This window comes from Halobellus sp. H-GB7, assembly GCF_030848585.1.
Taxonomy (GTDB): domain Archaea; phylum Halobacteriota; class Halobacteria; order Halobacteriales; family Haloferacaceae; genus Haloquadratum; species Haloquadratum inordinatus.
In genome coordinates this window covers 506471-529987 of the sequence record NZ_JAVDDW010000001.1, presented here as the reverse complement: position 1 = coordinate 529987, position 23517 = coordinate 506471, and the positions used below count along the sequence as shown (strand labels likewise).

31 protein-coding genes and 1 tRNA gene are annotated in these 23517 nt (G+C 66.2%); 14 read left to right on the top strand and 18 right to left on the bottom strand.

Annotated elements, in window-relative coordinates:
• Positions 1 to 22: 22 nt before the first annotated feature.
• From RBH22_RS02880 to artA, 4 genes are all read left to right on the top strand, one after another.
• Positions 23 to 811 carry a hypothetical protein gene (locus RBH22_RS02880; protein WP_306676475.1) on the top strand — a complete coding sequence of 263 codons (789 nt, stop codon included), beginning with the start codon at positions 23 to 25 and terminating at the stop codon, positions 809 to 811.
• A 48-nt stretch (positions 812 to 859) separates the two neighbouring features.
• Positions 860 to 1318: a TIGR04206 family protein gene (locus RBH22_RS02875; protein WP_256288173.1), complete on the top strand. Its 459-nt coding sequence runs from the start codon at positions 860 to 862 to the stop codon at positions 1316 to 1318.
• 89 nt (positions 1319 to 1407) lie between these two features.
• Positions 1408 to 2175: a VOC family protein gene (locus tag RBH22_RS02870; RefSeq protein WP_306676474.1), complete on the top strand. Its 768-nt coding sequence runs from the start codon at positions 1408 to 1410 to the stop codon at positions 2173 to 2175.
• Positions 2176 to 2249: 74 nt separating this feature from the next.
• On the top strand, positions 2250 to 3173 hold the full coding sequence (gene artA, locus RBH22_RS02865; protein WP_306676473.1) for an archaeosortase A: 924 nt from the start codon (positions 2250 to 2252) through the stop codon (positions 3171 to 3173).
• Between the two features lie 31 nt (positions 3174 to 3204).
• Here the strand turns inward: artA and dph5 are convergent, their stop codons facing one another.
• The 7 genes from dph5 to RBH22_RS02830 all read right to left on the bottom strand — a co-directional run bounded on the left by dph5 (position 3205) and on the right by RBH22_RS02830 (position 9350).
• Positions 3205 to 3984 (bottom strand): diphthine synthase, encoded by a 780-nt coding sequence (gene dph5 / locus RBH22_RS02860; RefSeq protein WP_256288170.1) that lies wholly within the window; start codon positions 3982 to 3984, stop codon positions 3205 to 3207.
• Positions 3985 to 4223: 239 nt separating this feature from the next.
• Entirely contained in the window at positions 4224 to 4439 is a 216-nt protein-coding gene (locus RBH22_RS02855) for a hypothetical protein (protein ID WP_121568240.1), read from the bottom strand.
• A 63-nt stretch (positions 4440 to 4502) separates the two neighbouring features.
• Positions 4503 to 5072, bottom strand: a complete 570-nt coding sequence (locus RBH22_RS02850; protein WP_306676472.1) for a DUF998 domain-containing protein — start codon at positions 5070 to 5072, stop codon at positions 4503 to 4505.
• A gap of 87 nt (positions 5073 to 5159) precedes the next feature.
• Positions 5160 to 6020: a heme-copper oxidase subunit III gene (locus RBH22_RS02845; RefSeq protein ID WP_121568238.1), complete on the bottom strand. Its 861-nt coding sequence runs from the start codon at positions 6018 to 6020 to the stop codon at positions 5160 to 5162.
• 162 nt (positions 6021 to 6182) lie between these two features.
• Complete coding sequence (locus RBH22_RS02840; protein WP_256544783.1) at positions 6183 to 7259, bottom strand: phytoene/squalene synthase family protein; 1077 nt, start codon at positions 7257 to 7259, stop codon at positions 6183 to 6185.
• A gap of 207 nt (positions 7260 to 7466) precedes the next feature.
• On the bottom strand, positions 7467 to 9002 hold the full coding sequence (locus tag RBH22_RS02835; protein WP_306676471.1) for an ATPase domain-containing protein: 1536 nt from the start codon (positions 9000 to 9002) through the stop codon (positions 7467 to 7469).
• A 33-nt stretch (positions 9003 to 9035) separates the two neighbouring features.
• Complete coding sequence (locus RBH22_RS02830) at positions 9036 to 9350, bottom strand: PadR family transcriptional regulator (RefSeq protein WP_256288165.1); 315 nt, start codon at positions 9348 to 9350, stop codon at positions 9036 to 9038.
• 152 nt (positions 9351 to 9502) lie between these two features.
• Between RBH22_RS02830 and RBH22_RS02825 the strand changes: the two genes are divergently transcribed.
• Positions 9503 to 9778: a hypothetical protein gene (locus tag RBH22_RS02825; RefSeq protein WP_121568234.1), complete on the top strand. Its 276-nt coding sequence runs from the start codon at positions 9503 to 9505 to the stop codon at positions 9776 to 9778.
• A 34-nt stretch (positions 9779 to 9812) separates the two neighbouring features.
• Here RBH22_RS02825 and RBH22_RS02820 read toward each other — a convergent pair whose 3' ends face one another.
• Positions 9813 to 10514, bottom strand: coding sequence for a protein sorting system archaetidylserine synthase (locus RBH22_RS02820; protein ID WP_121568233.1), 702 nt, complete (start codon positions 10512 to 10514; stop codon positions 9813 to 9815).
• A 142-nt stretch (positions 10515 to 10656) separates the two neighbouring features.
• Between RBH22_RS02820 and RBH22_RS02815 the strand changes: the two genes are divergently transcribed.
• Positions 10657 to 11100: a plastocyanin/azurin family copper-binding protein gene (locus RBH22_RS02815; RefSeq protein ID WP_256288163.1), complete on the top strand. Its 444-nt coding sequence runs from the start codon at positions 10657 to 10659 to the stop codon at positions 11098 to 11100.
• A 90-nt stretch (positions 11101 to 11190) separates the two neighbouring features.
• On the opposite strand, the gene RBH22_RS02810 is transcribed toward RBH22_RS02815, so the two are convergent.
• From RBH22_RS02810 to RBH22_RS02795, 4 genes are read right to left on the bottom strand one after another with little or no spacing between them, the layout of a single operon-like run.
• Positions 11191 to 11832, bottom strand: a complete 642-nt coding sequence (locus RBH22_RS02810; RefSeq protein ID WP_121568231.1) for a 30S ribosomal protein S3ae — start codon at positions 11830 to 11832, stop codon at positions 11191 to 11193.
• Entirely contained in the window at positions 11825 to 12094 is a 270-nt protein-coding gene (locus RBH22_RS02805; RefSeq protein WP_256288162.1) for a KEOPS complex subunit Pcc1, read from the bottom strand. The genes RBH22_RS02810 and RBH22_RS02805 overlap by 8 nt, the downstream gene beginning before the upstream one ends.
• Before the next feature lie 37 nt (positions 12095 to 12131).
• Complete coding sequence (locus tag RBH22_RS02800; RefSeq protein ID WP_306676470.1) at positions 12132 to 13358, bottom strand: hypothetical protein; 1227 nt, start codon at positions 13356 to 13358, stop codon at positions 12132 to 12134.
• 18 nt (positions 13359 to 13376) lie between these two features.
• The gene (locus RBH22_RS02795; protein WP_121568228.1) at positions 13377 to 13844 is read right to left on the bottom strand and encodes a 30S ribosomal protein S15; all 468 of its coding nucleotides are present in this window, start codon (positions 13842 to 13844) and stop codon (positions 13377 to 13379) included.
• Between the two features lie 238 nt (positions 13845 to 14082).
• Here RBH22_RS02795 and RBH22_RS02790 point away from each other — a divergent pair.
• The 4 genes from RBH22_RS02790 to RBH22_RS02775 all read left to right on the top strand — a co-directional run bounded on the left by RBH22_RS02790 (position 14083) and on the right by RBH22_RS02775 (position 16406).
• A tRNA-Ala gene (locus tag RBH22_RS02790) sits at positions 14083 to 14154 on the top strand.
• A gap of 127 nt (positions 14155 to 14281) precedes the next feature.
• On the top strand, positions 14282 to 15331 hold the full coding sequence (locus tag RBH22_RS02785; RefSeq protein ID WP_306676468.1) for a hypothetical protein: 1050 nt from the start codon (positions 14282 to 14284) through the stop codon (positions 15329 to 15331).
• 370 nt (positions 15332 to 15701) lie between these two features.
• Positions 15702 to 15914, top strand: coding sequence for a hypothetical protein (locus RBH22_RS02780; protein WP_306676467.1), 213 nt, complete (start codon positions 15702 to 15704; stop codon positions 15912 to 15914).
• Positions 15915 to 16082: 168 nt separating this feature from the next.
• Positions 16083 to 16406: a HalOD1 output domain-containing protein gene (locus tag RBH22_RS02775; protein WP_306676465.1), complete on the top strand. Its 324-nt coding sequence runs from the start codon at positions 16083 to 16085 to the stop codon at positions 16404 to 16406.
• A gap of 73 nt (positions 16407 to 16479) precedes the next feature.
• On the opposite strand, the gene RBH22_RS02770 is transcribed toward RBH22_RS02775, so the two are convergent.
• Entirely contained in the window at positions 16480 to 16686 is a 207-nt protein-coding gene (locus RBH22_RS02770; RefSeq protein ID WP_121568224.1) for a hypothetical protein, read from the bottom strand.
• A gap of 157 nt (positions 16687 to 16843) precedes the next feature.
• Here RBH22_RS02770 and RBH22_RS02765 point away from each other — a divergent pair, with 157 nt between their 5' ends.
• Positions 16844 to 17785 carry a calcium/sodium antiporter gene (locus RBH22_RS02765; protein ID WP_306676463.1) on the top strand — a complete coding sequence of 314 codons (942 nt, stop codon included), beginning with the start codon at positions 16844 to 16846 and terminating at the stop codon, positions 17783 to 17785.
• 35 nt (positions 17786 to 17820) lie between these two features.
• On the opposite strand, the gene RBH22_RS02760 is transcribed toward RBH22_RS02765, so the two are convergent.
• The 3 genes from RBH22_RS02760 to RBH22_RS02750 all read right to left on the bottom strand — a co-directional run bounded on the left by RBH22_RS02760 (position 17821) and on the right by RBH22_RS02750 (position 19492).
• Entirely contained in the window at positions 17821 to 18000 is a 180-nt protein-coding gene (locus RBH22_RS02760; RefSeq protein WP_256288156.1) for a hypothetical protein, read from the bottom strand.
• Between the two features lie 81 nt (positions 18001 to 18081).
• A complete protein-coding gene (locus tag RBH22_RS02755) occupies positions 18082 to 19218 on the bottom strand; it encodes a cobalamin-independent methionine synthase II family protein (RefSeq protein ID WP_306676462.1) in 1137 nt (378 codons plus the stop codon).
• A gap of 91 nt (positions 19219 to 19309) precedes the next feature.
• Positions 19310 to 19492: a hypothetical protein gene (locus tag RBH22_RS02750; protein WP_121568221.1), complete on the bottom strand. Its 183-nt coding sequence runs from the start codon at positions 19490 to 19492 to the stop codon at positions 19310 to 19312.
• Positions 19493 to 19637: 145 nt separating this feature from the next.
• Here RBH22_RS02750 and trpB point away from each other — a divergent pair, with 145 nt between their 5' ends.
• The 3 genes from trpB to RBH22_RS02735 all read left to right on the top strand — a co-directional run bounded on the left by trpB (position 19638) and on the right by RBH22_RS02735 (position 21486).
• Positions 19638 to 20789, top strand: a complete 1152-nt coding sequence (gene trpB / locus RBH22_RS02745; protein ID WP_256288154.1) for a tryptophan synthase subunit beta — start codon at positions 19638 to 19640, stop codon at positions 20787 to 20789.
• 112 nt (positions 20790 to 20901) lie between these two features.
• Positions 20902 to 21189 carry a hypothetical protein gene (locus RBH22_RS02740; protein WP_256544774.1) on the top strand — a complete coding sequence of 96 codons (288 nt, stop codon included), beginning with the start codon at positions 20902 to 20904 and terminating at the stop codon, positions 21187 to 21189.
• A 138-nt stretch (positions 21190 to 21327) separates the two neighbouring features.
• Complete coding sequence (locus tag RBH22_RS02735) at positions 21328 to 21486, top strand: AbrB/MazE/SpoVT family DNA-binding domain-containing protein (RefSeq protein WP_121568218.1); 159 nt, start codon at positions 21328 to 21330, stop codon at positions 21484 to 21486.
• Positions 21487 to 21505: 19 nt separating this feature from the next.
• Here RBH22_RS02735 and RBH22_RS02730 read toward each other — a convergent pair whose 3' ends face one another.
• Both RBH22_RS02730 and RBH22_RS02725 read right to left on the bottom strand, forming a co-directional pair.
• Positions 21506 to 22237 (bottom strand): nucleotidyltransferase family protein, encoded by a 732-nt coding sequence (locus RBH22_RS02730; protein ID WP_306676461.1) that lies wholly within the window; start codon positions 22235 to 22237, stop codon positions 21506 to 21508.
• On the bottom strand, positions 22237 to 23463 hold the full coding sequence (locus RBH22_RS02725; RefSeq protein ID WP_306676460.1) for a molybdopterin molybdotransferase MoeA: 1227 nt from the start codon (positions 23461 to 23463) through the stop codon (positions 22237 to 22239). The genes RBH22_RS02730 and RBH22_RS02725 overlap by 1 nt, the downstream gene beginning before the upstream one ends.
• Positions 23464 to 23517: the final 54 nt, after the last annotated feature.

The following is a 23517-nucleotide window of genomic DNA, read 5'->3' as shown; positions in this document are numbered from 1 at the left end:
GTCCGCTGGGAGACTGCTTGGCGTGCCCTCCACGAAGCAGTCACTGGCTATCCTCGGGATCGTCACCGCGCTCCTCGGTGGGGCGTACGTCGCTGGCATATTCGACTCTCGACCACCCAGCGATCCGACAGCCGAACGGTTGGCCCATCAGGCGGCGAACGCGACGGCGGAGGTACCCGCCTACTCGTTTACCGTCGGTGGGAGCGTCACCGTCGAAGGCGGCGGCGACGAGAAGCAAGCGAGCTACTGGGGCCACGGCGGATTCAATCGCTCCGAGCGCAGGTATCGGATCGAGATCGGACTCGCAGACGACCGTGAGACACGATTTCTGCAGGGACGGACGCGCTACACGCCGTGTCCGTACTCGCGGTACGTCAACGTCGCGAACGTCTCCTATGCGACGGAACTCCCACAGAACCGGTCGTGGACGACTTACACGATCCTCGGCGGTCAGCGGCAACTGTTCGAGTTCGCTCGCGTTTACGATCGGGGTACGAGCACCGTCGGCGGAGAAGCAGTGCGCGTCGTCGAGGTCGTGCCCGACCAGTCGAAACTCGCCTCGGTTTCGCTCTCGGTCTCCGGCGAGGGGGACGTCGAGCAGTTGAACCGGAACGCGGACGAACTCCGCGCGATGCTGTATCTCTCACCGGAGACGCACCTGCCGCGCCGCGTCGTCGTCCACCGCGAGCGTGGTGGATTCGGGCGGCCATCGATCGAGGAGCGCATCGTCTACGACTTCACGTACGGGCCGAACTCCGTCGAGCGCCCGCCTCGAACAGTCGACAACGAGAGTGCCTGTCCGACCCCGTAGGCGGACGCTGACCGTGTCCTTCTTGCGGATACGGCACGGAGTAGAGCCGTGTCTCGCACCACCGCACGAACCGTCGCCGTCCTCCTCGCGCTCCTCGTCGTCCCGTGGTCGGTGCAGGTCTTCAGCGGCCGCGACGCCACGTTCCTCTTCGCGTGGGGGCTGTTCAACACGAACCCCCTCTCGGTGACGACGCTCTCGGACTTCCTGTTCGTGTACACGCAAGGGCTGCCAGAGTACATCCTCGCGTGGCCGCTGTCGGTCGTGTTGTACGCGCTCGCGCTCGTGAGCGCCGTGATCGGCTGGCGGACCGGTCGCGAGGACCCGAGGGTCACGGCGGGCCTCCTCGTCGTGGCCGCGATCGCGCAACTCCGACTCGCGTGGGGGTTCTCCGTCCAGCCGGCGCGAACCGCGTGGCCGACCGGCACGGCGGCGTTCCTCGTCGTCGTGTGGTGGTGTTACTGGCCGCGGGTCCAGGCGCGGTTTCGACGCCAGTTCGACGCCTCGTGAGCGGGCCGGCCCTGTCGAATCGGCGTCCCCGAGCCCGCCGGGGGGCCGCTTCAGCACCCTTTTTGCCCGCGGCGTCCGTCCGTTCGCGTATGTCTGGAGTACTCGACCACGTGATGATGCGCGTCGAAGACCTCGAGGAGTCTCTCGATTGGTACACGACGCACCTGAACTACGAGGAGAAGGGCCGCTGGGAGGCCGACACCTTCACCAACGTCTACCTCGGCCCCGAGGAGATGCACGAGGAAGGTGCGATGCTCGAGCTCACCTACAACCACGACGACCGGACCTACGAGATGGGCGACGCCTGGGGCCACATCGCCGTTCGCGTCCCCGAGGGCGAACTCGAAGCCCACTACGAACAGCTGATGGAGGAGGGCGTCGAGGACTACCGCGACCCCGAGTCCTGTGGTGGCCGCTACGCGTTCGTGAAGGACCCCGACGGCCACGAAGTCGAAATCGTCCAGCGCGATCCCGATCAGGGCGCGAAGTGGAGTCTCGACCACACGATGATCCGCGTCGAGGACGCCGACGAGGCGCTCGGCTTCTGGACGCGGAAATTCGAGTACGAACACACCAGTCGCTGGGAGTCGGATACCTTCGCGAACTACTTTATGAAGCCCGAGGGCGCCGCCGACGCCGCGATGTCGGTCGAACTCACGTACAACTACGACGGGCGCTCGTACGCGATGGGCGACGCCTGGGGCCACCTCTGCGTGCGCGCGGACGACCTCCACGACTACTGGGACACGCTGATGGAGCGCGAGGCCGAGGACTACCGCGATCCCGCCTCCTGTGAGGACCGCTACGCGTTCACGACAGACCAGGACGGCCACGAGATCGAGATTCTCGAACCCTAAGCCGAAGCGTCGGTCGGACGCAATCGCCACACGGAACGACAAGGGATTTATTCGTCAGATCCGTTCAACTGCATATGCCCGGGTTGCTCTCCGACGCGCTCGCGTGGGTCGTGATCCTGACGTTCGCCGTCGGAGTGCTCTCGGAAGACCGAAATCAGCGGCTCGCGCGCTATGCGACCGTCGCCGCGTGGGTCGGCTTCGCCGTCTTCTGGCTCCAGTTAGTGCCGCACTTCGCGTTCGTCCACAAGAGCTACGTCGAGGGCGTTCTCGCGGTCGCGGCCGTCCCGGCGTCGCTGTACACCGGCTACCTGCTGTGGAACGGCCGCGACTCGCTGTACGTGCTCTCGCGGGCGGTCGCAGTGATGGGGCTGATCTACCTGCCCTTCGAGACGATCCCGGCGTTCTCGCTGCTCGGTGTCGCCGTCCCGGCCCCGCGCGGCGTCCTGATGGAGAACGTCGCCGCACAGACCGGCTTTCTCGTGAATGCGCTCGGCTACCACCCCGAGATGATCGTCGGCGAACAGGGCTATCTGAACACGTTCCTGTTCTTCGACGGCTCTCATCGGCTGACCGTGGCGGTCGTCCTCGCGTGTACGGGGCTCGGGAGCATCGCCATCTTCGCCGGCCTGATCGCCGCGGTGAAGGCCCCGTTGCGCCGAAAGCTTCGCGCGATGGCCATCGCCGTGCCGATCATCTACGCGCTGAACCTCCTGCGGACGACGTTCATCACGATCGCCTTCGGCAAGCAGTACATGCAGTGGTTCGTCGACGAGATAATGTTCCTGTTCGGTTCGTCGGACCCGTATATGGTCTCGTTTTTCATCTCCGATCGGATCATCAGCCAGATCCTCGCGGTCGTCGTCCTCGTCGGAATCACCTATCTGGTCGTCCGCGAACTCCCGGAACTCCTGACGGTCATCGAGGACGTCCTGTTTATGCTGACCGGCGACGAGTACGACCTCGAATCCGAACTCGGACTGGAGCGGTCAGGGGCCTGATCGGCGAGCGAACCCAGAAGAATCGGGTCCGCTACACTTCGTTTGCTTCGAGCACGTCGGCCGGCGCCCCGCCGAGCGTCGCGAGCGCGTCGGACTCGACGTGGTGGAGGTCGCCGGGGATCACGAGCAGGTGAAGCGGGTCGCCGAAATCCGCCGTGGCCAGCTCCGAGAGTCGGTCGGCGACGACTGTCGGCTCTGGGCTCCCGGCGCGAGCGACGACGACGCCGAGCACGTCCTGCCAGTCCGCAGCGAGCATCTCCGCGGCGACGTCGGCGCTCATATACTCCTCGCGCTCGGCCTTGATATCGAGATAGACCACGGTGTGGAGGCCGCGCTCGCGGTTCGCCTCGATCGAGTCGACGACGCTCTGGGGGACGCCGTCGGCGCCGTGCGCGTACGGGAACGGCAGCGTGACGGCCTTTCCGAAGCGGTAGTTCTGGAGCCCTGTGAGTCCGCTTGCGGCCGTCTGTGCGGTGACGCCGTGGATCACGCGGGTGTCGATGCCGCGCTCGATCGCGCGGAGCCGCAGGTCGACGTGCGTCGTCGAGATCATCGTGTCGCCGGCGGTGAGGAACGCGACGTGTTCGTCTTCGGCAGCGTCGAGAACGTCTTCGGGATGTTGCTCGACGCCCGCGCGGTCCCGGACGTCGATGTCGATATCGTGGTACGCCGACAGTTCGTCGACAGTCGCCCCCACGAGGTGGCTCGTGTAGAACTCGGCGACCGCCCGGTCGGCGTCGGCGAGCGCCTCTCGGCCCTCGACGGTGATCGAGCGCTCGTCGTACAGTCCGAGGCCGATGAAGGTGAGCATACCTCGTCTGGGCGGGCGGCGCGTATAAACCGCGTGAATGTCCGTCCAGGCGGGGGAATGCGGTCGGTTCGGCGGTACTCTTTTTATCGATGCTGCTGAATCACCATCTGGCGCTGTCAGCGCCTTGGTTTGTTCGAACGACGATCCGGCGGTCGACTGGTCATCGGCCTGCTCGGAACGTCGTCGTTCCATCCGTCCTGAGCCGCGTCGCTCGACGGTCATCGAGCCCCGACGCTCGCTTACTCCTCGTCCAGCAACCCGAGGTCGTCAGCGACGGCGTTGGCCAGTTCGTCGGCGATCACCGGATCGACCTGCGCGATCTCCTCGCCGTCGTGCCGGTGCTCGTTGTGTTTCTCTAGGGACGTTCGGAGTTGCGAGAGCGCCACCCGCGACGTCGTTCCGCACTCCTCACAGACGATCGGGACCGTCGGTTCGTCCGTCTCCTCCTCGGTCATACCCGACACTCGATCGACAGGTGTGAAAACTGATCCGGTTTCGGGGTCGGCAGTGGGGTACCGCTAGCCTCCGCTTCGGACGGGCGGGGCGAGAAAGACGACCCAGCCGCCGAACATCACGACGCCGCCCAGTTCTGGGAGCGCCAGGCCCGGACCCGGCCGGATGCCGAGAAGCCAGACGAGCCAGCCGAGCAGGTGGCCCACAGCGAGCGCGAGGCCGAGTCGGCCGGCCGTGGTCGCCCGTCGCAACCACCCATCCACGGACACCGTCGCCGTCGCGAGCAGGAAGAATGCGACCGCGACAGGGAAGTGCAGCGGCGTTCCGGCCGGGAAGACACCGACCAAAACCATCGAGACGATCGACAGCACGTAGCTACTCGCGACCGCGATCGAGGAGCGCCGGAGCGCGAGTGCGTACGCGATACCGACGGCGCCGCCGGCGACGAGGCCGCCGTTGAACAGCAGTGCTGTCCCGGACGCGGTTCCGAGATCCGAGAGCGCACTTCCCGCCCAAGAGAACGTCGCGGACCGCCACGTGGCCGCGAGGATCGCAGTAATCGCGACGAGCGCGCCCGCTGGTCCGGCGTGTGCGGCGTAGCGCATCAGTGTGTCGGCGACGCGACTGTTCGTCACGGCTGTACGTCAGTGCATCGCCGCAAAAAGTGTCGGGCTCATCCGAGCCCGAGACGGAGCGTCCGACGCGTCCGGACGACCGTTCGATCAGACGCCGACTTCCGCGCCGACGTACAGGACGACGACGAGGAAGATCCAGACGACGTCGACAAAGTGCCAATACATCGAGGCCGTACTGACCGACACGTGGCGTTCAGCGGAGTACTGACCCATCAGCGCGCGGACGAAGACGATCCCGAGGAGGACTGCGCCGAGGCTGACGTGGAGTCCGTGGAGTCCGGTGAGGCCGAAGAAGGCCGACGCGAAGAACCCGGACGTGAGGGTGAAGTCCGCGTGGACGATGAACTCGTAGTACTCGTAGATCTGGCCGCCGATGAAGATCACGCCCAAGAGGAGCGTCATCGCGAGGCCGATGAGGAAGTTCTGCCGGTCGCCGTTCCGGATCGCGACGTGTGCGTAGTGCAGCGTGATCGACGACACGACCAGGATCGTCGTGTTGATCAGGATGAGCGACCCTGTCAGGTTCGGGACGCCCGTGAAGATCGACGCCCAGTCGCCGGCGCGGATGTAGAAGTAGTATCCGAACAGCGCGCCGAACGTCGCCAGTTCGGAGCCGAGGAACGCGAGCATTCCCCAGCGGAGTTTGTTCGCGCTCTGTGAACTCGCTTCGCGTGACCAGAACTTCACCACGAACGCGTGATACACCCAGCCGTACAGTCCAACGAGGAACACGCCGACCGTCGCGACGAGTGCCATCGGGCCGGCGAGCGGGCTGACGATCGCGCCGTCGCCGCGACCGAGGATGTACAGCGCGGCCGCGACGTAGACGCCTGCTCCTCCGACCGCGGTGACGAACGGCCACCAGCTCGCTTCACCAAACCCACGGGGCCAGTCCTCGACCGCAGGGAGGTGGTGTCCGTGGTCGTCGTGTGCTTCTTCGGTACCCATAGGCGTGGGTTTCGATCCGACGACTAAAAACCCTCCCAAAACATACGACGATATTTGCCTCAGCCGGCGCCGGCCGCGCTCGAAACCCCGCGGTCTTCGCCGGTTGCGACGCGTGATCGTGACCGCGGCGAGCAGGCGACTGTATCTGACGGGGTCGCTCAGTCAGTCGGCGCTCGACGGCGTGCGGTGGTACGGACCCGCCGAGATGTCCTCTCGAAGTTCGCCGAGTGCCTCGCGGTCCCCGCCACTGCTCATCTCGGTGACGACGGCGAGAACCTCCTGTCTGGAGATCTTCACGCCGGTCGCCGAGAGCGCGTCTTCGGGACGCGCGAGGAGTTCTCTGAGGGTGCCGACGGCGAGCAAGAACGGAATGGCCCACGCTTCGAGAGTGTTGCCGTCGCGGAGCGGCACCGTTTCGAGGTACGTCTGAGCGTCGTCGAGGAACGAACCCGCGAACTCGGCGGTTCGACGGACGACTGACGCCGCGCTCGCCTCGTGCTCGTCGTTTAAGACCTCCTCCTGGGGGACGCCGGCGTCCTGGAGCCACTCCGCCGGGAGGTAGACGTTGTCCTCGGCCGTGTAGTCGTCGTAGACGTCTTTCGAGATGTTGACGAGCTGGAGGAGCAGACCGAACTCCTCGGCGGTGTCGTACAGCCGACGGCGGCGGTCGGCGGCGACGTCGTGCCGCGTCACGAGGTTCGTGATGAGGTTCCCGACCGTGCCGGCGGCGTAGTAACAGTACTCTTCGAGTTCGCTGCGAGTCTGGATGCGGAGGCCGCCGTCGTCCTCGTAGCGTTCGACGAACTCGGCCATCCCCTGGACGAGTTCTCTCGCCGGCGGGACGATCGCCCGCTGGACATCTTCGGGGAGGCTCTGGAACGTGCGGAGGACGCGGGGGGAATCGCGAACGACTGCCCAGTCGTCGGTCATCGCGTCCTCGTCGGGGAGGTGGGGCTCGACGGAATCGACGAACGACTCCGCCGTCGTCTCGTCCTCGGGATCGAGGACGGAGTCGTACGTGCGGAGCAGCGTCGCCTGTTCGGCCGGTGGGATGTGCGAGGCGTCTTCGACGGTGTCTGCGATCCGGCAGACGAGGTACCCGAGACAGATGTACGAGGACATCGGTTCATCGAGCACGTCCACCGTGAGCGCGAAGGTGCGAGAAACCCCTTGGACCGACTCGTGACACCACTGGAGGTCGGCTTGGTCGACTCGGGGGCGTTCATCCTGCTGAGACATTCGGAGTGTCAACTCCTACGGAGGGCGGCATAAAAAGCTTCGTGGGGTAGATCGGAGTATTGTGCGATACGAGAGAAACAGAGGACCCTGTGGACGAGTCACATACGAGCAGGCTGTTCGACCCTCTTACGAGCTAATGTCAGCGTATCGATCACTATTCGATGGGCGATGAGAGTAGATTCGTGTTTGCCGAACGGTATGCCGCCGTTACTCCGTCCGGTCGTCACCGGCAGCGTACGGATTCGCCTCGGCGTAGGGGTTCTCGCGCCTCTGCGGCGGGTGTTGCACACGGACGTACGGTGGCTCCTCGACGTACTCGACGAGCGACGTGGTGCCGACGAAGCCGCACGGTGACTTCCGGAGCGCGATGTACTGCAGGCCAGCGTCGCCGACCCACGTATCCAGTGTCTGTTCCGCGGAGTCGCGGTAGAAGGCGGCGATGCGGTCCTCGACGGTGTTCGGATTCAGTACGTGACACAGCGCGCTGTCGGGATCGAGGAGTTCGGACTCCTCGAAGTAGCGGACCCGTCGCGCGTCCGCCGGGCCGAGAGTGTGGACCATCGCGTCGGCGTTCACGAGCGAGTAGATCGTTCCCTCGACGTCGTCGTAGAGTCGGGCGAGGAGGTTCATCACCGTCTCGTGGTCGTGTTCGGGCGTGAAGACGTTCGGCTGGTCGCCGTTCCACGTCCCGACGAGATCGACGACCGCGAGCTGTCCCGTTTCGAGTACGTGCTCGATGTCGTAGCCCTGCCCGTCGAGCAACTGGGCGGTCCGGTTCTCCCGGAGTTCGATCGTCGGTACGAGGACGACTCGGTCGTCGGTTTCGAGGCCGTGCTTCAGGAGCACGCTGAAGAGCGCCGTCAGGTTCGCACGCCCGTCGTGTTCGAGCAGGACGCCGGTCCCGCGGACGAGGCCGCCGCCGGCGAGTGCGTCGAGGCCGTCGATGCCGATCGGGCGGTGCCTGTGATCTTTCAGTTCGGGGGGTTGCGACCGGCGCTTCGGCGCGATCCGGAGACCCGCCGACCCGAACTCGACTTCCATCTCCCGACGGTCGTGGTCGACGCCGCGCATCTTCGCGATGCGGAGGAAGTGATGCGGGTCGTCCTCGACGTTCCGCTGGGTGAGTTCGACGACGCCGTGGGTGGTGAACCGGAGTGCGCTCGTCGCCTCGTTATCGCCGGTGCGCTCGGCGGTGAACAGGCTCGTCGCCTGGAACTCGTCGGAGAAAAAGCGGATCAGATCCAGCACGGAGCGCCGGAAGCGCTGGGGGCTGTCGGTGATGACCGAGAGCCCGGAGACGCTGTCGAGGACGACGCGGTCGACCGGCGCGAACCGTTCGAGATACTGCCGGATGTACTCGCCGGTGAACGGTGGATTGAACCCCTGTGAGAGGATCTCGCCGTCCTCGTCTTCGGTCAGCGTCTGCAGCGTCAGATCGTCTTCTCCGCCCTCGATCGTCCGGCCCGCGCCGGCGTGAATCGACGTGATCGAGAGGTTCTCGTGGTGAAGATCGAACTCGAAGTCCGCGAAGGACTGGCGCAGTTCGCCGATAGTCTGCTCGGTACTGATGAAGAGACAGTCCTCGCCGGCGTCGAGGCCAGCCTGGAGAAACTGCATCGAGAGCGTCGATTTGCCGCTTCCGGGACCACCAGTGAGAAGCGTCGACCGATTCGTCGGGTATCCCCCACCGAGCATTCCGTCGAGAACCTGAGAGCCGCTGGAGACTGAACTATCGCCGGACATCTGATAGCTACTCGGACGACGGCTGTCATAAAATCACTCCCCAGAGCCACAGTTGCGAGCCGTGTCCGAATGCCCGTCGACCCGGGCCGAGAGCCAGGCGAAGTGCGATTCGACGCCCTCGACGCCGGCGTCGGTGAGACGATAGACGTCGTGAATTCCCTGCGTTTCGCGCTCGATGAGCCCTCGGTCGACGAGGGCGTCGAGCGTCCCGTAGAACGACTGTGGATCGAGCCGCACGTCGTAGTGTCGTTCGAGCGCCGTCTTCAGTTTCTGTCCGCGGAGCGTCCCCGCTTCGTAGAGCAGCGCACACAGGTCTCGCCGCCGCCCGCTCTGGAGCCACCTCGACATCGTCGGCAGATCGGTTCGCGCGGACACGACACTTTCGTTTCCGGGCTGCCGGATTCGACTCTCACCGAGACACTTCTGACCCGTCTGGATCGCTCGCCCACGGGGCGGACCCGAACCGGTAGGTTCGACTTCCCCGCCTCCCAAGGGCGGGTATGTCGACTACGGAGGCGACGGCGAACGGAATCACCGCGCGCTATCGAGAGACCGAGACCGAGCGAGTGCTGACGTTCGAATCCGGTGGCAAGACGGCTGCTATCGCACAGAACATCGAGGGCTACGCGATGCTGAAGGTCCGCCCCAGCGCGGACGGCGACGAACTCGAACGCTACTACGGGTTCGATATGGCGCTCGATCACGCCGCAGAGCTACTCGGCGTCTCGCCGCACGACCTTCCGGTTCCCGACGACGCCGACGATATGGGGATGTGAGCCGGCTCGAACCGAGTCTCCGACTGTCGCGGAGTCAGTCACGTCGCCAGTAGAACCGTGGCCCGAGCACCAGATAGGCGAGCGAGAGGAACAGTAATCCATAGGCGAACCCCTCGCCGAGGGACCCGACGAATCGCCGCCCCGTCGGTCCACAGAGCAGGATCGCCGCCGCCTGCACGACGCCCATCACGAGCGCATCCTGCGCGTGCAGGTCGGGATACGTGATCGGCGCGAGCATCAGCGCCGCGAGCAGATAGACCATCGGCACGAGCACGATCGGACTCGTGAACCCGGCGAGGACGGTCGCTCCAAGGATCGTCGCCGCGAGCGTCGTCTGGACGCCTTCGGTCTCGGCTGCGTCGCTGTCGTAGGCGGTGTAGAGTCCCAGCCGCGTCACCGCGGCCGCGACGAAGAGCGCCGTTCCGACGAGCGCGAGGAGGCCCCTGGGCTCGCCGAGCCCCCACGACCCCGCCACCGTCATCGCGACCAAGAGCGCGGGCGCGACGCCGAAGGACGCGACGTCTGCCAGCGAATCGAGATACGGGCCGACTGCCGTCCCGCCGCGGCGACGAGCGACGACGCCGTCCAGTGCGTCGGCGATGGCCGCGAGCAGGAGAATCCGGGCCGCGAGTTCGACGTCGACTGTCGTCGCGACGGCGGCGACGAACCCGAGCGCGGCGTTCGAGACCGTCACCGCGTCGGCGAGGCCCAGCCGACCGACGAACCGCGGCTTCATACCTCGGCCGACTCGGAGGATCGGTTTACCTCTTTACATCCGGATCCGGTCGTATACGTTCGGAGACAGGAACGTCCGCGCGGTTGCGGCCACATCCGTCCGGACCGGGCCACATTTAGCGCTCGCTCCCTGAAACCGGAGTATGAGAGGAACGAGAGCGCCGGGGGACGAGGGCGTCTCCCGTCGGCGCGTGCTCGCCGGACTCGGCGCGGCAGCGGCGACGAGCCTCGCGGGATGTTCTGCGGGCGCAGCGGGCGAGTACGACATCGGAATGACCGCGGTCGCGTTCGACCCGCCGACGTTCACCATCTCGCCCGGCGACACCGTCGTCTGGCAGAACACGAGTTCGCGCGGGCACACGGTCACCGCATACGACGACCGGATTCCCGAGGACGCAGAGTTCTTCGCCAGCGGGGACTACGAGACGACGAAGGCGGCCGAGAAAGGGTTCCGCGAGGAATTCGGCGGCGTCATCGACAGCGGCGAGGCGTGGTCCCACACGTTCGAGGTGCCCGGCGAGTACCTGTACTTCTGCATCCCACACGAGCAGGCGGGGATGGTCGGGACCATTACCGTCGAAGAGTAGGCGTCTGGGAGTTTTTCCGGGGCCGTGACCGACGCGCGAGCCGTCGGCTCGCGGGCGAAAAAGAAACGGAAAGTCGCCTGAAAAACCGCGTTACTCGTCGACTGCGACGTCTTCTTCGTCGACGTCGACGGCGGCTTCTTCCTCGGCGGCGACCTCTTCGGGTCGCGCTTCGAGGGTTAGCTTCTGGACCTCGACCCGGCGGAGCGGGTAGATGGTCTTCGCGTCGCCGTAGATCGCAGAGGACAGCCGTCCTTCGATGACGCTGTCGATGAGTTCGGCGAAGGTCCGTTCGGAGGCGGCTTCCTCGACGAGATCGATCATCACGCGCCGAATCGCCTTCTCCTGGCTGCGGTCGGCCTTCTTCGTCGTGAAGGCGACGGGCTGGAGCTGGACGCGGTAGTCGTCCGTCGTCAGCACCGTGATCGCGACGTCGACCTTCGAGGCGCCGCGGCGAACGAGGCTGCGAACGTAGTCGCGTGCGAGTTCGTGCTTGATGAACTCGGTGTAGGCCGCGTCGCTTGAGACGTCGTTCACCTTGAAGGTGAGCTTCGTGTTGTTTTCACCCTGATCGCCGGTGATGTCGCCGAGGGTTACCTCGACGGTCCGTCCGTAGACCTTCTCGGGCTCGTCCGCGAAGGTCGAGCCGAGTTCGGTGCGGTCGAACTGCTCCGGCGCGATGAGGGTGTACCATCGCTTTCCGCGCTTCTGCTTCGAAACTGATCGTTCACTCATAGTATGTCTGGGTCGTGTCGACGATGGCGTCTGCCACCGTCAGGTTGACCACGGTGTCGTCCACCGTGGACTGCAGCCCGCCGGTCGTCTCGCGGGTGATCGTCGTCACGAGCGTCTCGCCCTCGACGACCATCTCCATCGAGTCGGTGTTGTCCGGACGGATCGCCGCCGCCACCGTCTCGGCGTCGGCGTGCGTCGTCCGCAGGCGGGCCGTCCGCGACGCACACTCGCGCGTCGCGTCCGAATCGTTTGCGTTCGTCATCTCGGTGCCTCCCCCGTGGAGCGGTCCACGTCGCTACTCATCGCACTGCCTCCCTGATCGCGGCAATGACGTCTGCGTCTGCCGCGTCCGCGTCGAAACGAGCGGTCGCGCGCGTTGCGTCGCCGGTCCACGCCGCGTCCGCCGAGGTGAACTCCGAAGCGAGCGCCGCGGCAGCGTCCGCGGCACCCGTCTCACGAGCCGACAGCGCGGCCACCCCGTCGTCGAGCGCGACGACGAGCGGTTCAGGCGATCGGAAGTCGCGAACGAGTCGCGCGACCGTCGCCAGTCGCCCCGGCGTCGTGCTGTCGTCGCGGGCGTCGGGATTGCCGCCGACGTCGCCGCGGACGACGAACACGCCGTCGTAGCGGCCGGTGTGACCGTCGTCGATCGCTCGGTGAACGGCTGTGCCGTGCGTGCGCCACGCGTCGAGCGCGGCCTCGCGGCCGCCGTGTCCGAGCGAGAGCGCGACGCCGGTGCCAGGGCGCTCGACGGCGACGGCGTGTAACACGTCGGCGAAGCCGCCGAGCGTCGCCATCGGGCCGTCGGGCGTCGCGTACGGGCGAAGCGCCCGTTCGACTGCTGTCGCGGCTCGCGGCGTCGCGGCGTCGTCGCCCGCGACTGTAAATGCGACGAGCGAGGCGATCGATCGCCGTGTCTCCGCATCGGACGCTGTCGGCTCCGCCAGCGAGGCAAGCGCCGACTCGACGGCGTCCACGTCGCCGGAGAACGGCGCGCGGAGCAGCGTCGAGTGGGTCAGGCCGTCGACAACGTCGTCGACGGGGATCGCCACGCCGGGGCGGCGCTCGATCGCGCCCATTCCGTCGGCAGCCTCGACGAGCGATCCGGCGACCGAGCCGGGATGTGCTCCGGCGGCGGCGACGCCGGCAAGCGCCAGCGTCACGTCGGATGCGACCACGTCGTCGCGGGCGCCGTCGTCACGACCGAGCGCGATCGCGACGTCGTACGCGCGGCGGCTGACGGGACCATCGGTGGACCTGATCGTCACGTCCGCGTCGGGGTGTTCCGTCCCGACAGCGACGAAGACGCCGTCGTCCGCTGCCGGCGCGGCGGCGTCGAGCGACGCCACGCGCACCTGGAACGGCACGTCGGCGCTTCGGAGGCCGCGAGCGAGGAGGCCAGCGGCCGCGAGCGCGTCGCCGTCGGCGTGACAGACGACGCGGACGAACGCCGCCGCCGACAGCGCAGACGCCACGCTCTCGGTGGGGGCGTCCGCGGACGTGCCGGCGTCGGATCGGGAGGCCATCGGTACGATGTGTGGAGGTTACTCTTCGAGGAGTTCGACGGCGACGTCGAAGGTGTACGTGAAGTCCTCGTCGAGCGCGTCGCCACGGTAGTAGTCGACGAGCCGACGGATCTTGGACTCGGTGTTCTGCAGGGCACGCTTGTTCTGCATGTCCTGCTGGTTCTCGTTGACGTGGCGACGGAGGCGCACGGCGCGCTCCATCAGGTTCCGAAGGTCCTCGGGGAGCTCCGGGGCCGCGTCGTTCTCGTCGAGGATCGTAGTGACCTTCTTGCCGGTCGCGAGCTTGACGTCGGGGATCGGAACGCCCTTGACGCCTTCGTCGCGGAGCTTGAGACCGATCTGGCTGGGTTCGTGACCCTGCTCTGCAAGTTCGACGACGCGCGCTTCGACGTCTTCGGCGTCGACGTCACTCCACTCCGGGGGTTCGTCTGCCACCGGCTTGTCCGAACCGGACGAGCCACGGCGGCGGGTGTGCATTCGTGCCATTGTTTTCTGGTTGGAACGGCACAGACCGCAGAATACGCGATGTGACGTGCCGACGGCGTCGGCAGCGTCGCACTTCCGCAATCCCAAGCCGCGACGAGCGCGGCGAGTCAGATTTGCGGCCGTGCTGTTCCCGTCTGAACTCATCCGTGTCGGCGACAAAAGGATTGCGACCCGGCGTCGATGCCCCGCAAGTCGAAGCCCTTAAGAACGAAAGCGGAATACGGGAAGATGCGTTCGAGGGCTCGTAGATCAGGGGTAGATCACTCCCTTGGCATGGGAGAGGCCCCGGGTTCAAATCCCGGCGAGTCCATTCGTATTCCTCCGTCGTGACCAGGGACCGCGAGTGCCCGGTCCGTTGTCTTACCACTGCGTAGCGCCCCGTCGTGACTGTGAGCTGACTGAAGAAAGCTTATTCCAGTTCTCCGACGAGCACCGGTGTGCCCCGATCACGACGCACCCTCCTCAACACCCTCGGAGTAGCACTCGGTAGCGGGACGCTCGCGTCGGCTGCCGGATGTCTCGGCGGACAGTCAACACCCACGGAAACGGGTCCTGACAAGACCTCAGCCAGTACGTCGACCACGGCAGCGACGCAGGCCGGTGAGGCTCCGGAGGAGTACAGGCAGTGGCTGCCGGACCCGACGACGACTCCGCTGTCGGATGGGTACGGCGTGCGATACTTCGACGTGGCAGCGATTCGTTCGTATCGGGACGTCATCCATCCGGACGCCTACGATCGACTCGAAAATCAGATGCTGCGGCCCGTCTCCGGCGAGTTCGTCGACGCCGCCCACGTCGCGGCGACGGTACAGATCGACCACGTGATGGAGTTGGCTCTCGGATCGTTCGATCCGGAGGTCGTCGGCGAGCAGATTACCAGTGACGGCTCGTCGGCGACTCCAGCGACGACGCGCACACCGACGACGGCGACGCCGACGCCCTGGCCGGAACCGGAGCGCTACAAGGGATTCGACCTCTACGGCACGGACTACGGCTACGCCGTCTCGCCGGACGCGTTTATGTCGGTGTCGCCGATGCGGGAGGGCGACGGCATCGACTACGCAAAAGCGATTATCGACGCGACGACGTCGGAGACGAGCCAGTACGCCGACGGCAACGAGTACGTCGCCTCGGTGTTCAGCACCGTCGACGCGCCCCACGCGCTGTGGTGCTACCCGGAGGCGACAGACGGGTCGACGATGCGTGGTTTCCGAGCGGACGAGATAACCGGCCAGCTCAAAGCGTGGCGGTTCGGCCAGGAGACGACCCACCTGACGTTCGCGAACACCTACGTCGACGCCGCAACCGCCGAAAGCGGCGAACTGGCCGCGTTCGTCGACGCCGAGTCCGAGCGCTTCGGCGCGTACGATGGACTCGACGTCGAGACCGAGGGACGACTGGCCTGGACGGACGGCACGATTCCGACGGGCGAGTTCGACCATTTGTCTGCTGGCGGCCCCGCGGAGGGAGTGACGACGCCCAACTAGTGATTGTGAGCAGGCCCGAGAGTGTGATCCGTTCACGCTCCCACGTCGCCCGTGGGACTTCGCCACGGTTATCCGAATCTCCGCAAATATCTAGGGGAATGGAATTCGACACTGGCCGCCGCCGATTCCTCGAAATCGCAGGAACCGGTCCGCGCTCTCTCTGGCGGGGTGCAACGCACAGCAGACAGACGGCGAGACGACCGGGACCACCGGGTCGGGGGCGACGGTTACCGTCGCGGTCCAGCCCGACCAAGAGCAACTGCAGCAGCGGGAAGACGAGATCCGATCGCAACTCGAATCGGGCAACATCTCTCAGACGGAGGCACAAGAGCAGTTCCGCACGGCCCAGTCGGAACTCCGCTCGGCGGCGGTGAGTTCCTTCGAGGAGCAGGCCGCTGAATCGGGCCTGACGATCGAAGACTCGATCGAGCAGTTCAGCGTCCTCCTAGTCTCCGGCCCCGCGACGGCGCTCATCGACGCGCTCTCGTTCGAGATGGTGAACGGCCTGCTGCCGGCAGAGACGTTCCAGCAAGCCAAAGATCAGGCGACGACGCAGACGGCCACCGACACGCCGTCGAACTGACAAAAACGGGAGACGCCGCACACGAAATCCGCGGTGTAACTTCGAGAGATACACAAACAATTATGTGCAATACTGTTGTTGATCGGGTAGTGACGGGCTACAGTGGGGATCAGACGACGTTTTTCGGGACTGTTCGCGATCGTATCGTAGCAAGGACTCGTGTTTCTGATGGTCAGTAACGATTCACGGCCACCCGACTCGTCGATCGCGGAGGACGAGACAGTCCACTTCGAGTGGGACCAGAACGGACGACCGAGTGCGGCGATCGCCGACGCCGTCGCCACGGCGACGGACTCCGAGATATCCGAGATGCCGCCGCTGCACGAGGTCGTCGATCCCGACGCGTTGAACCGCATTCTCGACCCGAGCGTGGACAGCGCAGATAGAGACGACACTCGCGCACACGTGTCGTTCCAATACCACGGCGTGCGGGTCCGTGCGGACCCCGACGGGATCGACGTTCGGCCACTCGACGACGCCGACGTGCAGTAAGCGGCGTGTGGCGGTTCGGCCCGCGACGTGCAGTACGCGGCGTGTGGTATTCTCGGCTTGGGATGTGCGGCGTTTACTCCTCGGCGTAGAACAGCGTCCGGCGACACTGGGGGCAGACGTACGGAACCGGCGTGAGGATCTCGTCAGACCGGATGCTGCTGAGGAACCCCTCTGTCGGCTCCTGTGAGACGATCGTCGGCGTTCCCACCGCGTTGGAACCTTGCAGTTTCATCTGCGTGAGCGGTTCCTCACAGTCCGGACAGCGCTTTTCGTCTGACATACGGCGATGGTCCACTCCCGAATCAAATAAGCGTCCTGCAGTCTGTGTTGCTGCGCGTCTTCGACAGATCAGATGAGCGATCACACGCCGTCGGATGACTATCACGGGGCGCATCGAGACCTACGGATATTTCCCTCCGTCCGACGACCTCCCGGTGATGGCTCTCGCATCGGCTGCAACGAACGCCGTCCTCGTCGCGGTCGCCGTCGTCGGATTAGCCGTCAGTGCAGGTCAGTTCGTCGCGGGCGCGGGCGGCGTGGCTCGCCGCCTGGGTCTTTCGGGCCTGCTGGTGGGACTGACCGTCGTCGCGTTCGGGACCTCAGCACCCGAGTTCGCCGTCACGCTCGACGCGGCGCTCACGGAGAAGTCGAACATCTCCGTCGGCAACGTCGTCGGGTCGAACATCTTCAACCTCGGATTCATCCTCGGCGGGGTCGCGCTCATCCGCGCCCTGCCGGTCTCGACGGCGCTCGTTCGTCGGGACGGCCTCTCGTTGATCGGGGCGACGGGGATCGCTTTGGTGTTCCTCAGCGACCTTCGGCTCTCGCAACTCGAAGGTGTGCTTCTCGTGATCCTTCTCGGGGGGTACCTCGCAGTGCTCGTACGCACCGGAAGCGAGCAGCTGAAACAGAGCACTGCGAGCGACGCGAGCGGGTCCTGGTGGCTCGATCCCCTCCGTGCGGTCGCCGGCCTCGCCGGCATCGTCGTCTCGGCGCACGTTCTCGTCTCTTCGGCCGCCGCGTTGGCGCGGTTCGCCGGCGTCTCCGAGTGGGTGATCGGCGTGACGATCGTCGCTGCCGGCACGTCCGCCCCAGAGTTTGCGACGTCGGTCGCGGCGGCACGGCGCGGACAGGCCGGTCTCTCGGCCGGCAACCTCGTCGGCAGTTCCATCTTCAACCTCCTCGGGGTGCTCGGTCTAGCAGCGATCGTCCGCCCGCTATCGGTCGTCGGAACGGCCGTCGACACGACGCTGTGGCTGTTTGGGCTCACAGTCGTTGCGACCGCGTTCTTCTGGTCGAACGAGGTCCTCTCGCGTCTCGAAGGCGGGGCGTTAGTCGTGATTAGCGCCGCGAACTGGGTGATTGACTTCTTGGGGTGACCGAGCGGTTCGCAGTCTCTCGTTTCGATTCCACCCTACGCGGTCTGCGCCCGCTTCAGGATCTGCGGCACGACCAGAATTTCGAGCACGGCGAGGCCGAGGACGAGTAACTGCGTCGTCCCATCGAGAAACGTAACAGCGACGAACGTAAGGACGGCGGCGCTACTGAATCCCATTCCGTACCGGACGATGGGGCGTTCGAGTGGAGGGCTCATACTGAAACCGCAATCAGGGAACAATATATTCGTTCTCATACTATTCGTTGTCACACCGCCCCTGTCGTCGGGCCACCGAAGTCAGGCCAACCGCTCGGACGCCAGTTCCGCGCCGTCGACGAGCGCTTCGAGTTTCTTCCAGGCGATAGAGGGGTGGACCGCGTTCGCGCCCTCGACGACCGTCTCGAAGCCGCAGTCAGCGCCCGCGACGATCCGTTCGGGGTCGCCGACCGCGTCGGCGAACCGTTCGAGGCGGTCGGCGACGGCTTCGGGATGTTCGACGACGTTCGTCTTCACGTCGATCACGCCCGGGATCAGCCGCCAGCCGTCGGGGAGCGGATGCTCCTCGAACGTCCGGTACTCGTGTTGGTGTCGCGGGTTCGCGCCCTCGACGACCAATCCCCCGATGTCGGCTTCGTAGAAGACGTCGATCACGTCTTCGAGCGCGACGTCGTGGTGATGTGGCCCCGGGTAGTTCCCCCAGCAGGCGTGCAGTCGGATCTGCTCGTCGGGGACGTTGGAGACGGCCTCGTTGAGCGCTTCGACGTGCGTTCGCGCCCGCTCGCGGAAGTCGGCGACCGAGTCGTCCTTGTACGTCAGCGTGAACCCGGCGAGGAGGTCCGGGGCGTCGATCTGGAGAATCGCCCCCGTCTCGGCGATCAGTTCGTACTCAGTTTGGAGTGCGCCCGCGAGATCGAAGATGTACTCCGAGAGAGAGTCGTGATGTTCGGTTTCAGTGAATCGGAGGACTGCGCCGGGTGACGGCGCGGTGTGGAACCGCGCGGGGAATGCCACGCCCTCGGCGTCGACCGCCTCGTCGAACCGCGCGAGATCCCGCCGGAGTGCCTCCTCGCCCACGTACTCCATCGGTCCCGTGGCGACCGGCCCGCCGATGTTCTCCGTGTCGCCGAGGAGTTCTTCGGCGTACGCCGGGAAGTCGTCGAGATCGGCGGGCCACGCGCGCTCGACGGTCCCCTCGCCGAAGCCCGAGAGTCGGTTCGTGACGTCCACCGAGTAGGCGATGCGGCTCTGTTCGCCGTCGTTTCCGACGTCGATGCCGACCTCGGCCTGCCGGCGCACCACCTCGCGAATCGACTCGGCGACGGCCGCCTCGAATGCCTGCTCGTCGCGGTCCCCGGACTCAGTCAGGAGGGCGCGGAGTCGATCGGATCGCGGGAGACTCCCGACGTGGGTCGTTCGGATTGTGGGCGCTGCCATCGCTCGGTTCCTGTCGGGCGAACCACAAAGAGATTCGGGGCCGCAGCGATTCGGGCGCGGCCGCTGCGGACGCACTGACCGATGCGACCCGTCACCAGTACAGCCACACCAGCAGGGCGAACCCGATGGCGAGACCGCTGGGGACGAGCATCAGCAGGACCTCGGGTGACCCCAGGGTGCTGACAGAGACCAGGTTTGCGAGGTCGAGGAGCGCCCAGAGGCTCGCCACAAAGAGGGCGACGCCGACGACCGCGGCAAGTGCTCGGTTTTTCATACTCGTTCGAGATCGTATCCGCAGTCCTAGAGTTCCGCAGACGATGTAAGGGTTTGGCCCGATCGACACCTGCGCCTAGCGCCGCTGGCGGCCCGCACCCGGCCAGAGTACCGTTTATATCCCGGGAAGGAATTGGTGAAATCGTATGTCAGAAGGTGATTTCGAGGGCTACGGCGGACGGCACGTCCCCGAGCCACTGGAGGAACCGCTCGAACAGTTGGCGAACGCGTACGACGAGATCAAAGACACCGACGCGTTCCAAGCAGAACTCGACAAACTGCTCAGAGACTACGCCGGACGGCCGACGTCGCTGTATCACGCCGAAGGGCTCAGCGAGCGCTACGGCGCTGAGATCTACTTCAAGCGCGAGGACCTGCTGCACGGCGGCGCACACAAGATCAACAACGCGCTCGGCCAGGCCCTGCTCGCGAAGCAGGCGGGGAAGTCGCGGCTCATCGCCGAGACCGGCGCGGGCCAGCACGGGACGGCGACCGCGATGGTCGGCGCGCTGCTCGACCTCGACACGGAGATCTATATGGGCGAGAAAGACGTCGAGCGCCAGCAGATGAACGTCTTCCGGATGCGCCTGATGGGCGCGGAAGTCAACGAGGTCACGCGCGGCGGCGCGGGCCTCTCGGACGCCGTCGACGCCGCGCTCGAAGACTTCGCGAAGAACATCGACGACACGCACTATCTCGTCGGGTCGGTCGTCGGCCCCGACCCCTTCCCGCGGATGGTCCGGGACTTCCAGGCCGTCATCGGCGAGGAAGCCCGCGAGCAGTTCCGAGAGCGCACGGGCGAGCTTCCGGACGCGGCGGTCGCCTGTGTCGGCGGCGGCAGCAACGCGATGGGTCTCTTCCACGCGTTCCGCAACGACGACGAGGTCGCATTCTACGGCGCGGAGGGCGGCGGCGAGGGCGCGGGCTCGAAACGCCACGCTGCGCCGCTGGCCGAGGGCGAAGACGACGTCATCCACGGGATGAAGACCCGCGTCATCCACGACGACACCGAAGTTCACTCGGTGTCCGCCGGACTCGACTACCCGGGCGTCGGTCCCGAGCACGCGATGTTCCGCGAAGTCGGGCGCTGTGACTACCGCGCGGTCGACGACGAGTCCGCGAAGGCGGCGTTCAGAGAACTCTCCGAGGAGGAAGGCATCATCCCGGCGCTGGAATCGAGCCACGCCGTCGCGCTCGCAAAGGAGATCGCAGACGACCACGACACGATCCTGGTCAATCTGAGCGGGCGCGGGGACAAGGATATGGAACAGGCCGCAGCGTTGTTCGATCTGGCCTGAGTGTCGAACGGAGACGACCGATCACCATTAGTGTCGGCGTCGGTGGGGCGACAGCGCACGTGATGTCACCTCCGCAAACTCTAATTCGGTTGGAGCGGTACCGGCTATCGGAATGTGTCGAGAGTTGAAACGGGAACCGACCTGGGTGGCGGCGATCCGTCTCGCGGTACTCGAAGGGCAGGTCGACACGGAGTCCGTCATCGAGGAGGCGAACCTCGTCGCCGGTCGGGAACGGACCGTCGGCGACGTCCTCTCGACGATGGACGAACGCGGCGTCCTGAACAAGATCGACGACGATCTCTATCTCCCCGGTGAGGTCCTCCTGAACTCCGATCGGTACGATCTCGATTTCGAGAAGGCCTCCGACGGCGGCGCCCACCGCTGGAAGTCCTCGGTCTGATAGGGAGTATCGTAACTGTACGGGGATTCTCGCCGTACCGTCCGGCGAGACATCTATCGAGATGTACGATACTCCCTATGAGTCGATCCGGACGCCGCCTAGCGTAATCTATGTAAATACCACGAGTGAACGTAGCCTATGGGCGCGCTATCGAACACGAAGGTGTCGCAGAAGAACCTGACTACAGTCCCCAAGCCGGTCCGAAACTTCCTCGACGTCGGCGCGGGCGACCGCGTCGAGTGGCACGTCGAAGACGGACGGATCATCGTCGAAAAGCACGACCCCGACGGCGAGTAACCGCCGTCGACGTCGAAACTCAGGAGAGATCCGACGGTTCGTCCACGTCACGACGGACCCCGCTGTCCGGAACCGCCACCCGCGCGCTGTCGTCGCTGTCGAGGAGGATCTCACGCCCGCCGACGTCGCCCGCGACGTCGACTAAGTCGTCGAAGAACCGCCGGTCGAAAAGCACCGGGTTCCCCCGGGCGCCCTCGTAGGCCGCCGCGAGCGCGTCGCCGACGCCCGCCTCGTAGGCGTCACAGAGCGTCTCGATCGTCTCGACGTCGACGAAGGGCATATCTCCCAGCGCGACGACGGCCGCATCGACCAGCTCCGGCCGGTCGCGGAGTGCTCGGATGCCGGCCCGCACCGACGAGGCCTGGCCGTTCGCATACCTCGGATTGTGGACGATTTCCACGCCGAGGCCGTCGAGCGCGTCGACCACGCGCTCGGATTCGTAGCCGACGACGACCACGACCGGATCGACGGTAGAATCCACAAGCGTCGCCGCCGCGTGTCTGACGAGCGGGGCGCCGTCGTGCGACGCCAGCAGTTTGTTGCGCTCGCCGAAGCGGTCGCTCGTCCCCGCAGCGAGGAGGACGCCGGCGATCCGCGCGCTGCCGCGGGCGGGCCGTTCGGGCTGGTCGGCTCCGCCAGTGGGCTGGTGGGTCTGTCCAGAAGACTGGTCGGTCTGTTCAGATCGGCCGGAGACGGTGTCGTCGCCCGTCTCGAACGGCGGTTCGACGAGCGGCGGCTCTCTCGGCGGCATCACTCGACGACCGAGTAGGGGACGACGTCCACGCGGTCGTCGCGGGCGACGGCGGACTCCGTGAGAACGAAGCCGTCCGCGCGGGTCGCTCGGGTGCTCGACGAGAGCACGCTCGGGTCGAAGGCGTCCTCGTAGACGGCGAGCGGCGAGTCGGCGTGGCCGAGCGGCATCGCGACGCCGTCTTCGAGCGTGACCGGGATCGCGTACGCGAACCCGGGCGCGGCGATGTCGACGTCGCGGGCCATCCGCGCAGCGACCGCCGGGAGCGACGTCTCCCCGGTGAAGAACGGCCGCGCGACCAGCGTCGTCACCGCGTGGGCGCCGACGGGCTTGCCGGGGATTGCGAACGCGACCGCGTCGTGGTCGGGTAACTCGGCGACGGCGATGGGCTTCCCGGGGCGGAGTCGAACCCGATGGAACAGCACGTCGCCGAGGGCGTCGAGCGCCCGGATCACGTAGTCTTTGTCGCCGACGCTGGTCCCGCCGGTCGTCACGACGACGTCGTGGTCGCGCGCGAGCGCCGCGATCTCGGCTTCGACGCGGTCGTAGTCGTCCGGCACGCTGCCCTCGTAGGTCGCGTCGTGGCCCCACGAGCGCACGAGGCCGGCGAGCATCGGCGAGTCGAGGTCGCGATGCTTTCCCTCGTGGATCTCCGTGCCCGTCGCGAGCAAGCCGACGGAGAGCGGTTCGCGAACCGCGACGGATTCGACGCCCAGGTCGCCTAAGAGCAGCGCGTCCTTCGGACCGAGTCGCTCGCCGGGCTCGAAGAGACGCTCGCCCTCGGCGACGTTGCTGCCGCGCTGGTAGACGTACGTCCCCGGTTCGAGGTCGGTGCCGGTCAGCCGACCGTCTTCGACCGTCGCTTCCTCGCGTTTGAGCACCGCGTTCGCCGCCGGCGGGAGGGGCGCGCCGGTCGCGATCCGGACGGCCTGCCCGGCCTCTAAGGTCGGCGGCTCGTCCTCCGGAAACACGTCGGCGTCGACGACGTCGAGCGGATACTCGTCGGTCGCGTCGAATGCGAAGCCGTCCATCGTCGCGTGGCTCTGTGCGGGTACGTCGACCGGTGCGTCGAGCGGTTCGGCGAGCGTCCGGCCGCCGATCCGGTCGATCGAGACGGGTTCGACTCCGGCGGCACCGAGCCAGACGTCCCGAAGCGCCCGGACCCGCTCGGCCCCCTCGTCCCACCCGATCATATCGTCGTGGTCGTGCTCGGATCGGCTACTCATAGGCGTCGGCTCGGGAGTTGCTTCCGTACTCGGCTGCTCGTCGAGTTAACACAA

Coding starts and splice junctions, on each gene's coding strand:
- RBH22_RS02765 (WP_306676463.1), top strand. CDS start 16,844: ATGGCTCTCGCATCGGCTGCAACGAACGCCGTCCTCGTCGCGGTCGCC.
- RBH22_RS02840 (WP_256544783.1), bottom strand. CDS start 7,259: ATGTCTCAGCAGGATGAACGCCCCCGAGTCGACCAAGCCGACCTCCAG.
- RBH22_RS02770 (WP_121568224.1), bottom strand. CDS start 16,686: ATGTCAGACGAAAAGCGCTGTCCGGACTGTGAGGAACCGCTCACGCAG.
- RBH22_RS02835 (WP_306676471.1), bottom strand. CDS start 9,002: ATGTCCGGCGATAGTTCAGTCTCCAGCGGCTCTCAGGTTCTCGACGGA.
- RBH22_RS02855 (WP_121568240.1), bottom strand. CDS start 4,439: ATGACCGAGGAGGAGACGGACGAACCGACGGTCCCGATCGTCTGTGAG.
- artA (WP_306676473.1), top strand. CDS start 2,250: ATGCCCGGGTTGCTCTCCGACGCGCTCGCGTGGGTCGTGATCCTGACG.
- RBH22_RS02825 (WP_121568234.1), top strand. CDS start 9,503: ATGTCGACTACGGAGGCGACGGCGAACGGAATCACCGCGCGCTATCGA.
- dph5 (WP_256288170.1), bottom strand. CDS start 3,984: ATGCTCACCTTCATCGGCCTCGGACTGTACGACGAGCGCTCGATCACC.
- RBH22_RS02820 (WP_121568233.1), bottom strand. CDS start 10,514: ATGAAGCCGCGGTTCGTCGGTCGGCTGGGCCTCGCCGACGCGGTGACG.
- RBH22_RS02730 (WP_306676461.1), bottom strand. CDS start 22,237: ATGCCGCCGAGAGAGCCGCCGCTCGTCGAACCGCCGTTCGAGACGGGC.
- RBH22_RS02755 (WP_306676462.1), bottom strand. CDS start 19,218: ATGGCAGCGCCCACAATCCGAACGACCCACGTCGGGAGTCTCCCGCGA.
- trpB (WP_256288154.1), top strand. CDS start 19,638: ATGTCAGAAGGTGATTTCGAGGGCTACGGCGGACGGCACGTCCCCGAG.
- RBH22_RS02810 (WP_121568231.1), bottom strand. CDS start 11,832: ATGAGTGAACGATCAGTTTCGAAGCAGAAGCGCGGAAAGCGATGGTAC.
- RBH22_RS02800 (WP_306676470.1), bottom strand. CDS start 13,358: ATGGCCTCCCGATCCGACGCCGGCACGTCCGCGGACGCCCCCACCGAG.
- RBH22_RS02740 (WP_256544774.1), top strand. CDS start 20,902: ATGTGTCGAGAGTTGAAACGGGAACCGACCTGGGTGGCGGCGATCCGT.
- RBH22_RS02830 (WP_256288165.1), bottom strand. CDS start 9,350: ATGTCGAGGTGGCTCCAGAGCGGGCGGCGGCGAGACCTGTGTGCGCTG.
- RBH22_RS02775 (WP_306676465.1), top strand. CDS start 16,083: ATGGTCAGTAACGATTCACGGCCACCCGACTCGTCGATCGCGGAGGAC.
- RBH22_RS02735 (WP_121568218.1), top strand. CDS start 21,328: ATGGGCGCGCTATCGAACACGAAGGTGTCGCAGAAGAACCTGACTACA.
- RBH22_RS02815 (WP_256288163.1), top strand. CDS start 10,657: ATGAGAGGAACGAGAGCGCCGGGGGACGAGGGCGTCTCCCGTCGGCGC.
- RBH22_RS02795 (WP_121568228.1), bottom strand. CDS start 13,844: ATGGCACGAATGCACACCCGCCGCCGTGGCTCGTCCGGTTCGGACAAG.
- RBH22_RS02805 (WP_256288162.1), bottom strand. CDS start 12,094: ATGACGAACGCAAACGATTCGGACGCGACGCGCGAGTGTGCGTCGCGG.
- RBH22_RS02725 (WP_306676460.1), bottom strand. CDS start 23,463: ATGAGTAGCCGATCCGAGCACGACCACGACGATATGATCGGGTGGGAC.
- RBH22_RS02760 (WP_256288156.1), bottom strand. CDS start 18,000: ATGAGCCCTCCACTCGAACGCCCCATCGTCCGGTACGGAATGGGATTC.
- RBH22_RS02750 (WP_121568221.1), bottom strand. CDS start 19,492: ATGAAAAACCGAGCACTTGCCGCGGTCGTCGGCGTCGCCCTCTTTGTG.
- RBH22_RS02870 (WP_306676474.1), top strand. CDS start 1,408: ATGTCTGGAGTACTCGACCACGTGATGATGCGCGTCGAAGACCTCGAG.
- RBH22_RS02845 (WP_121568238.1), bottom strand. CDS start 6,020: ATGGGTACCGAAGAAGCACACGACGACCACGGACACCACCTCCCTGCG.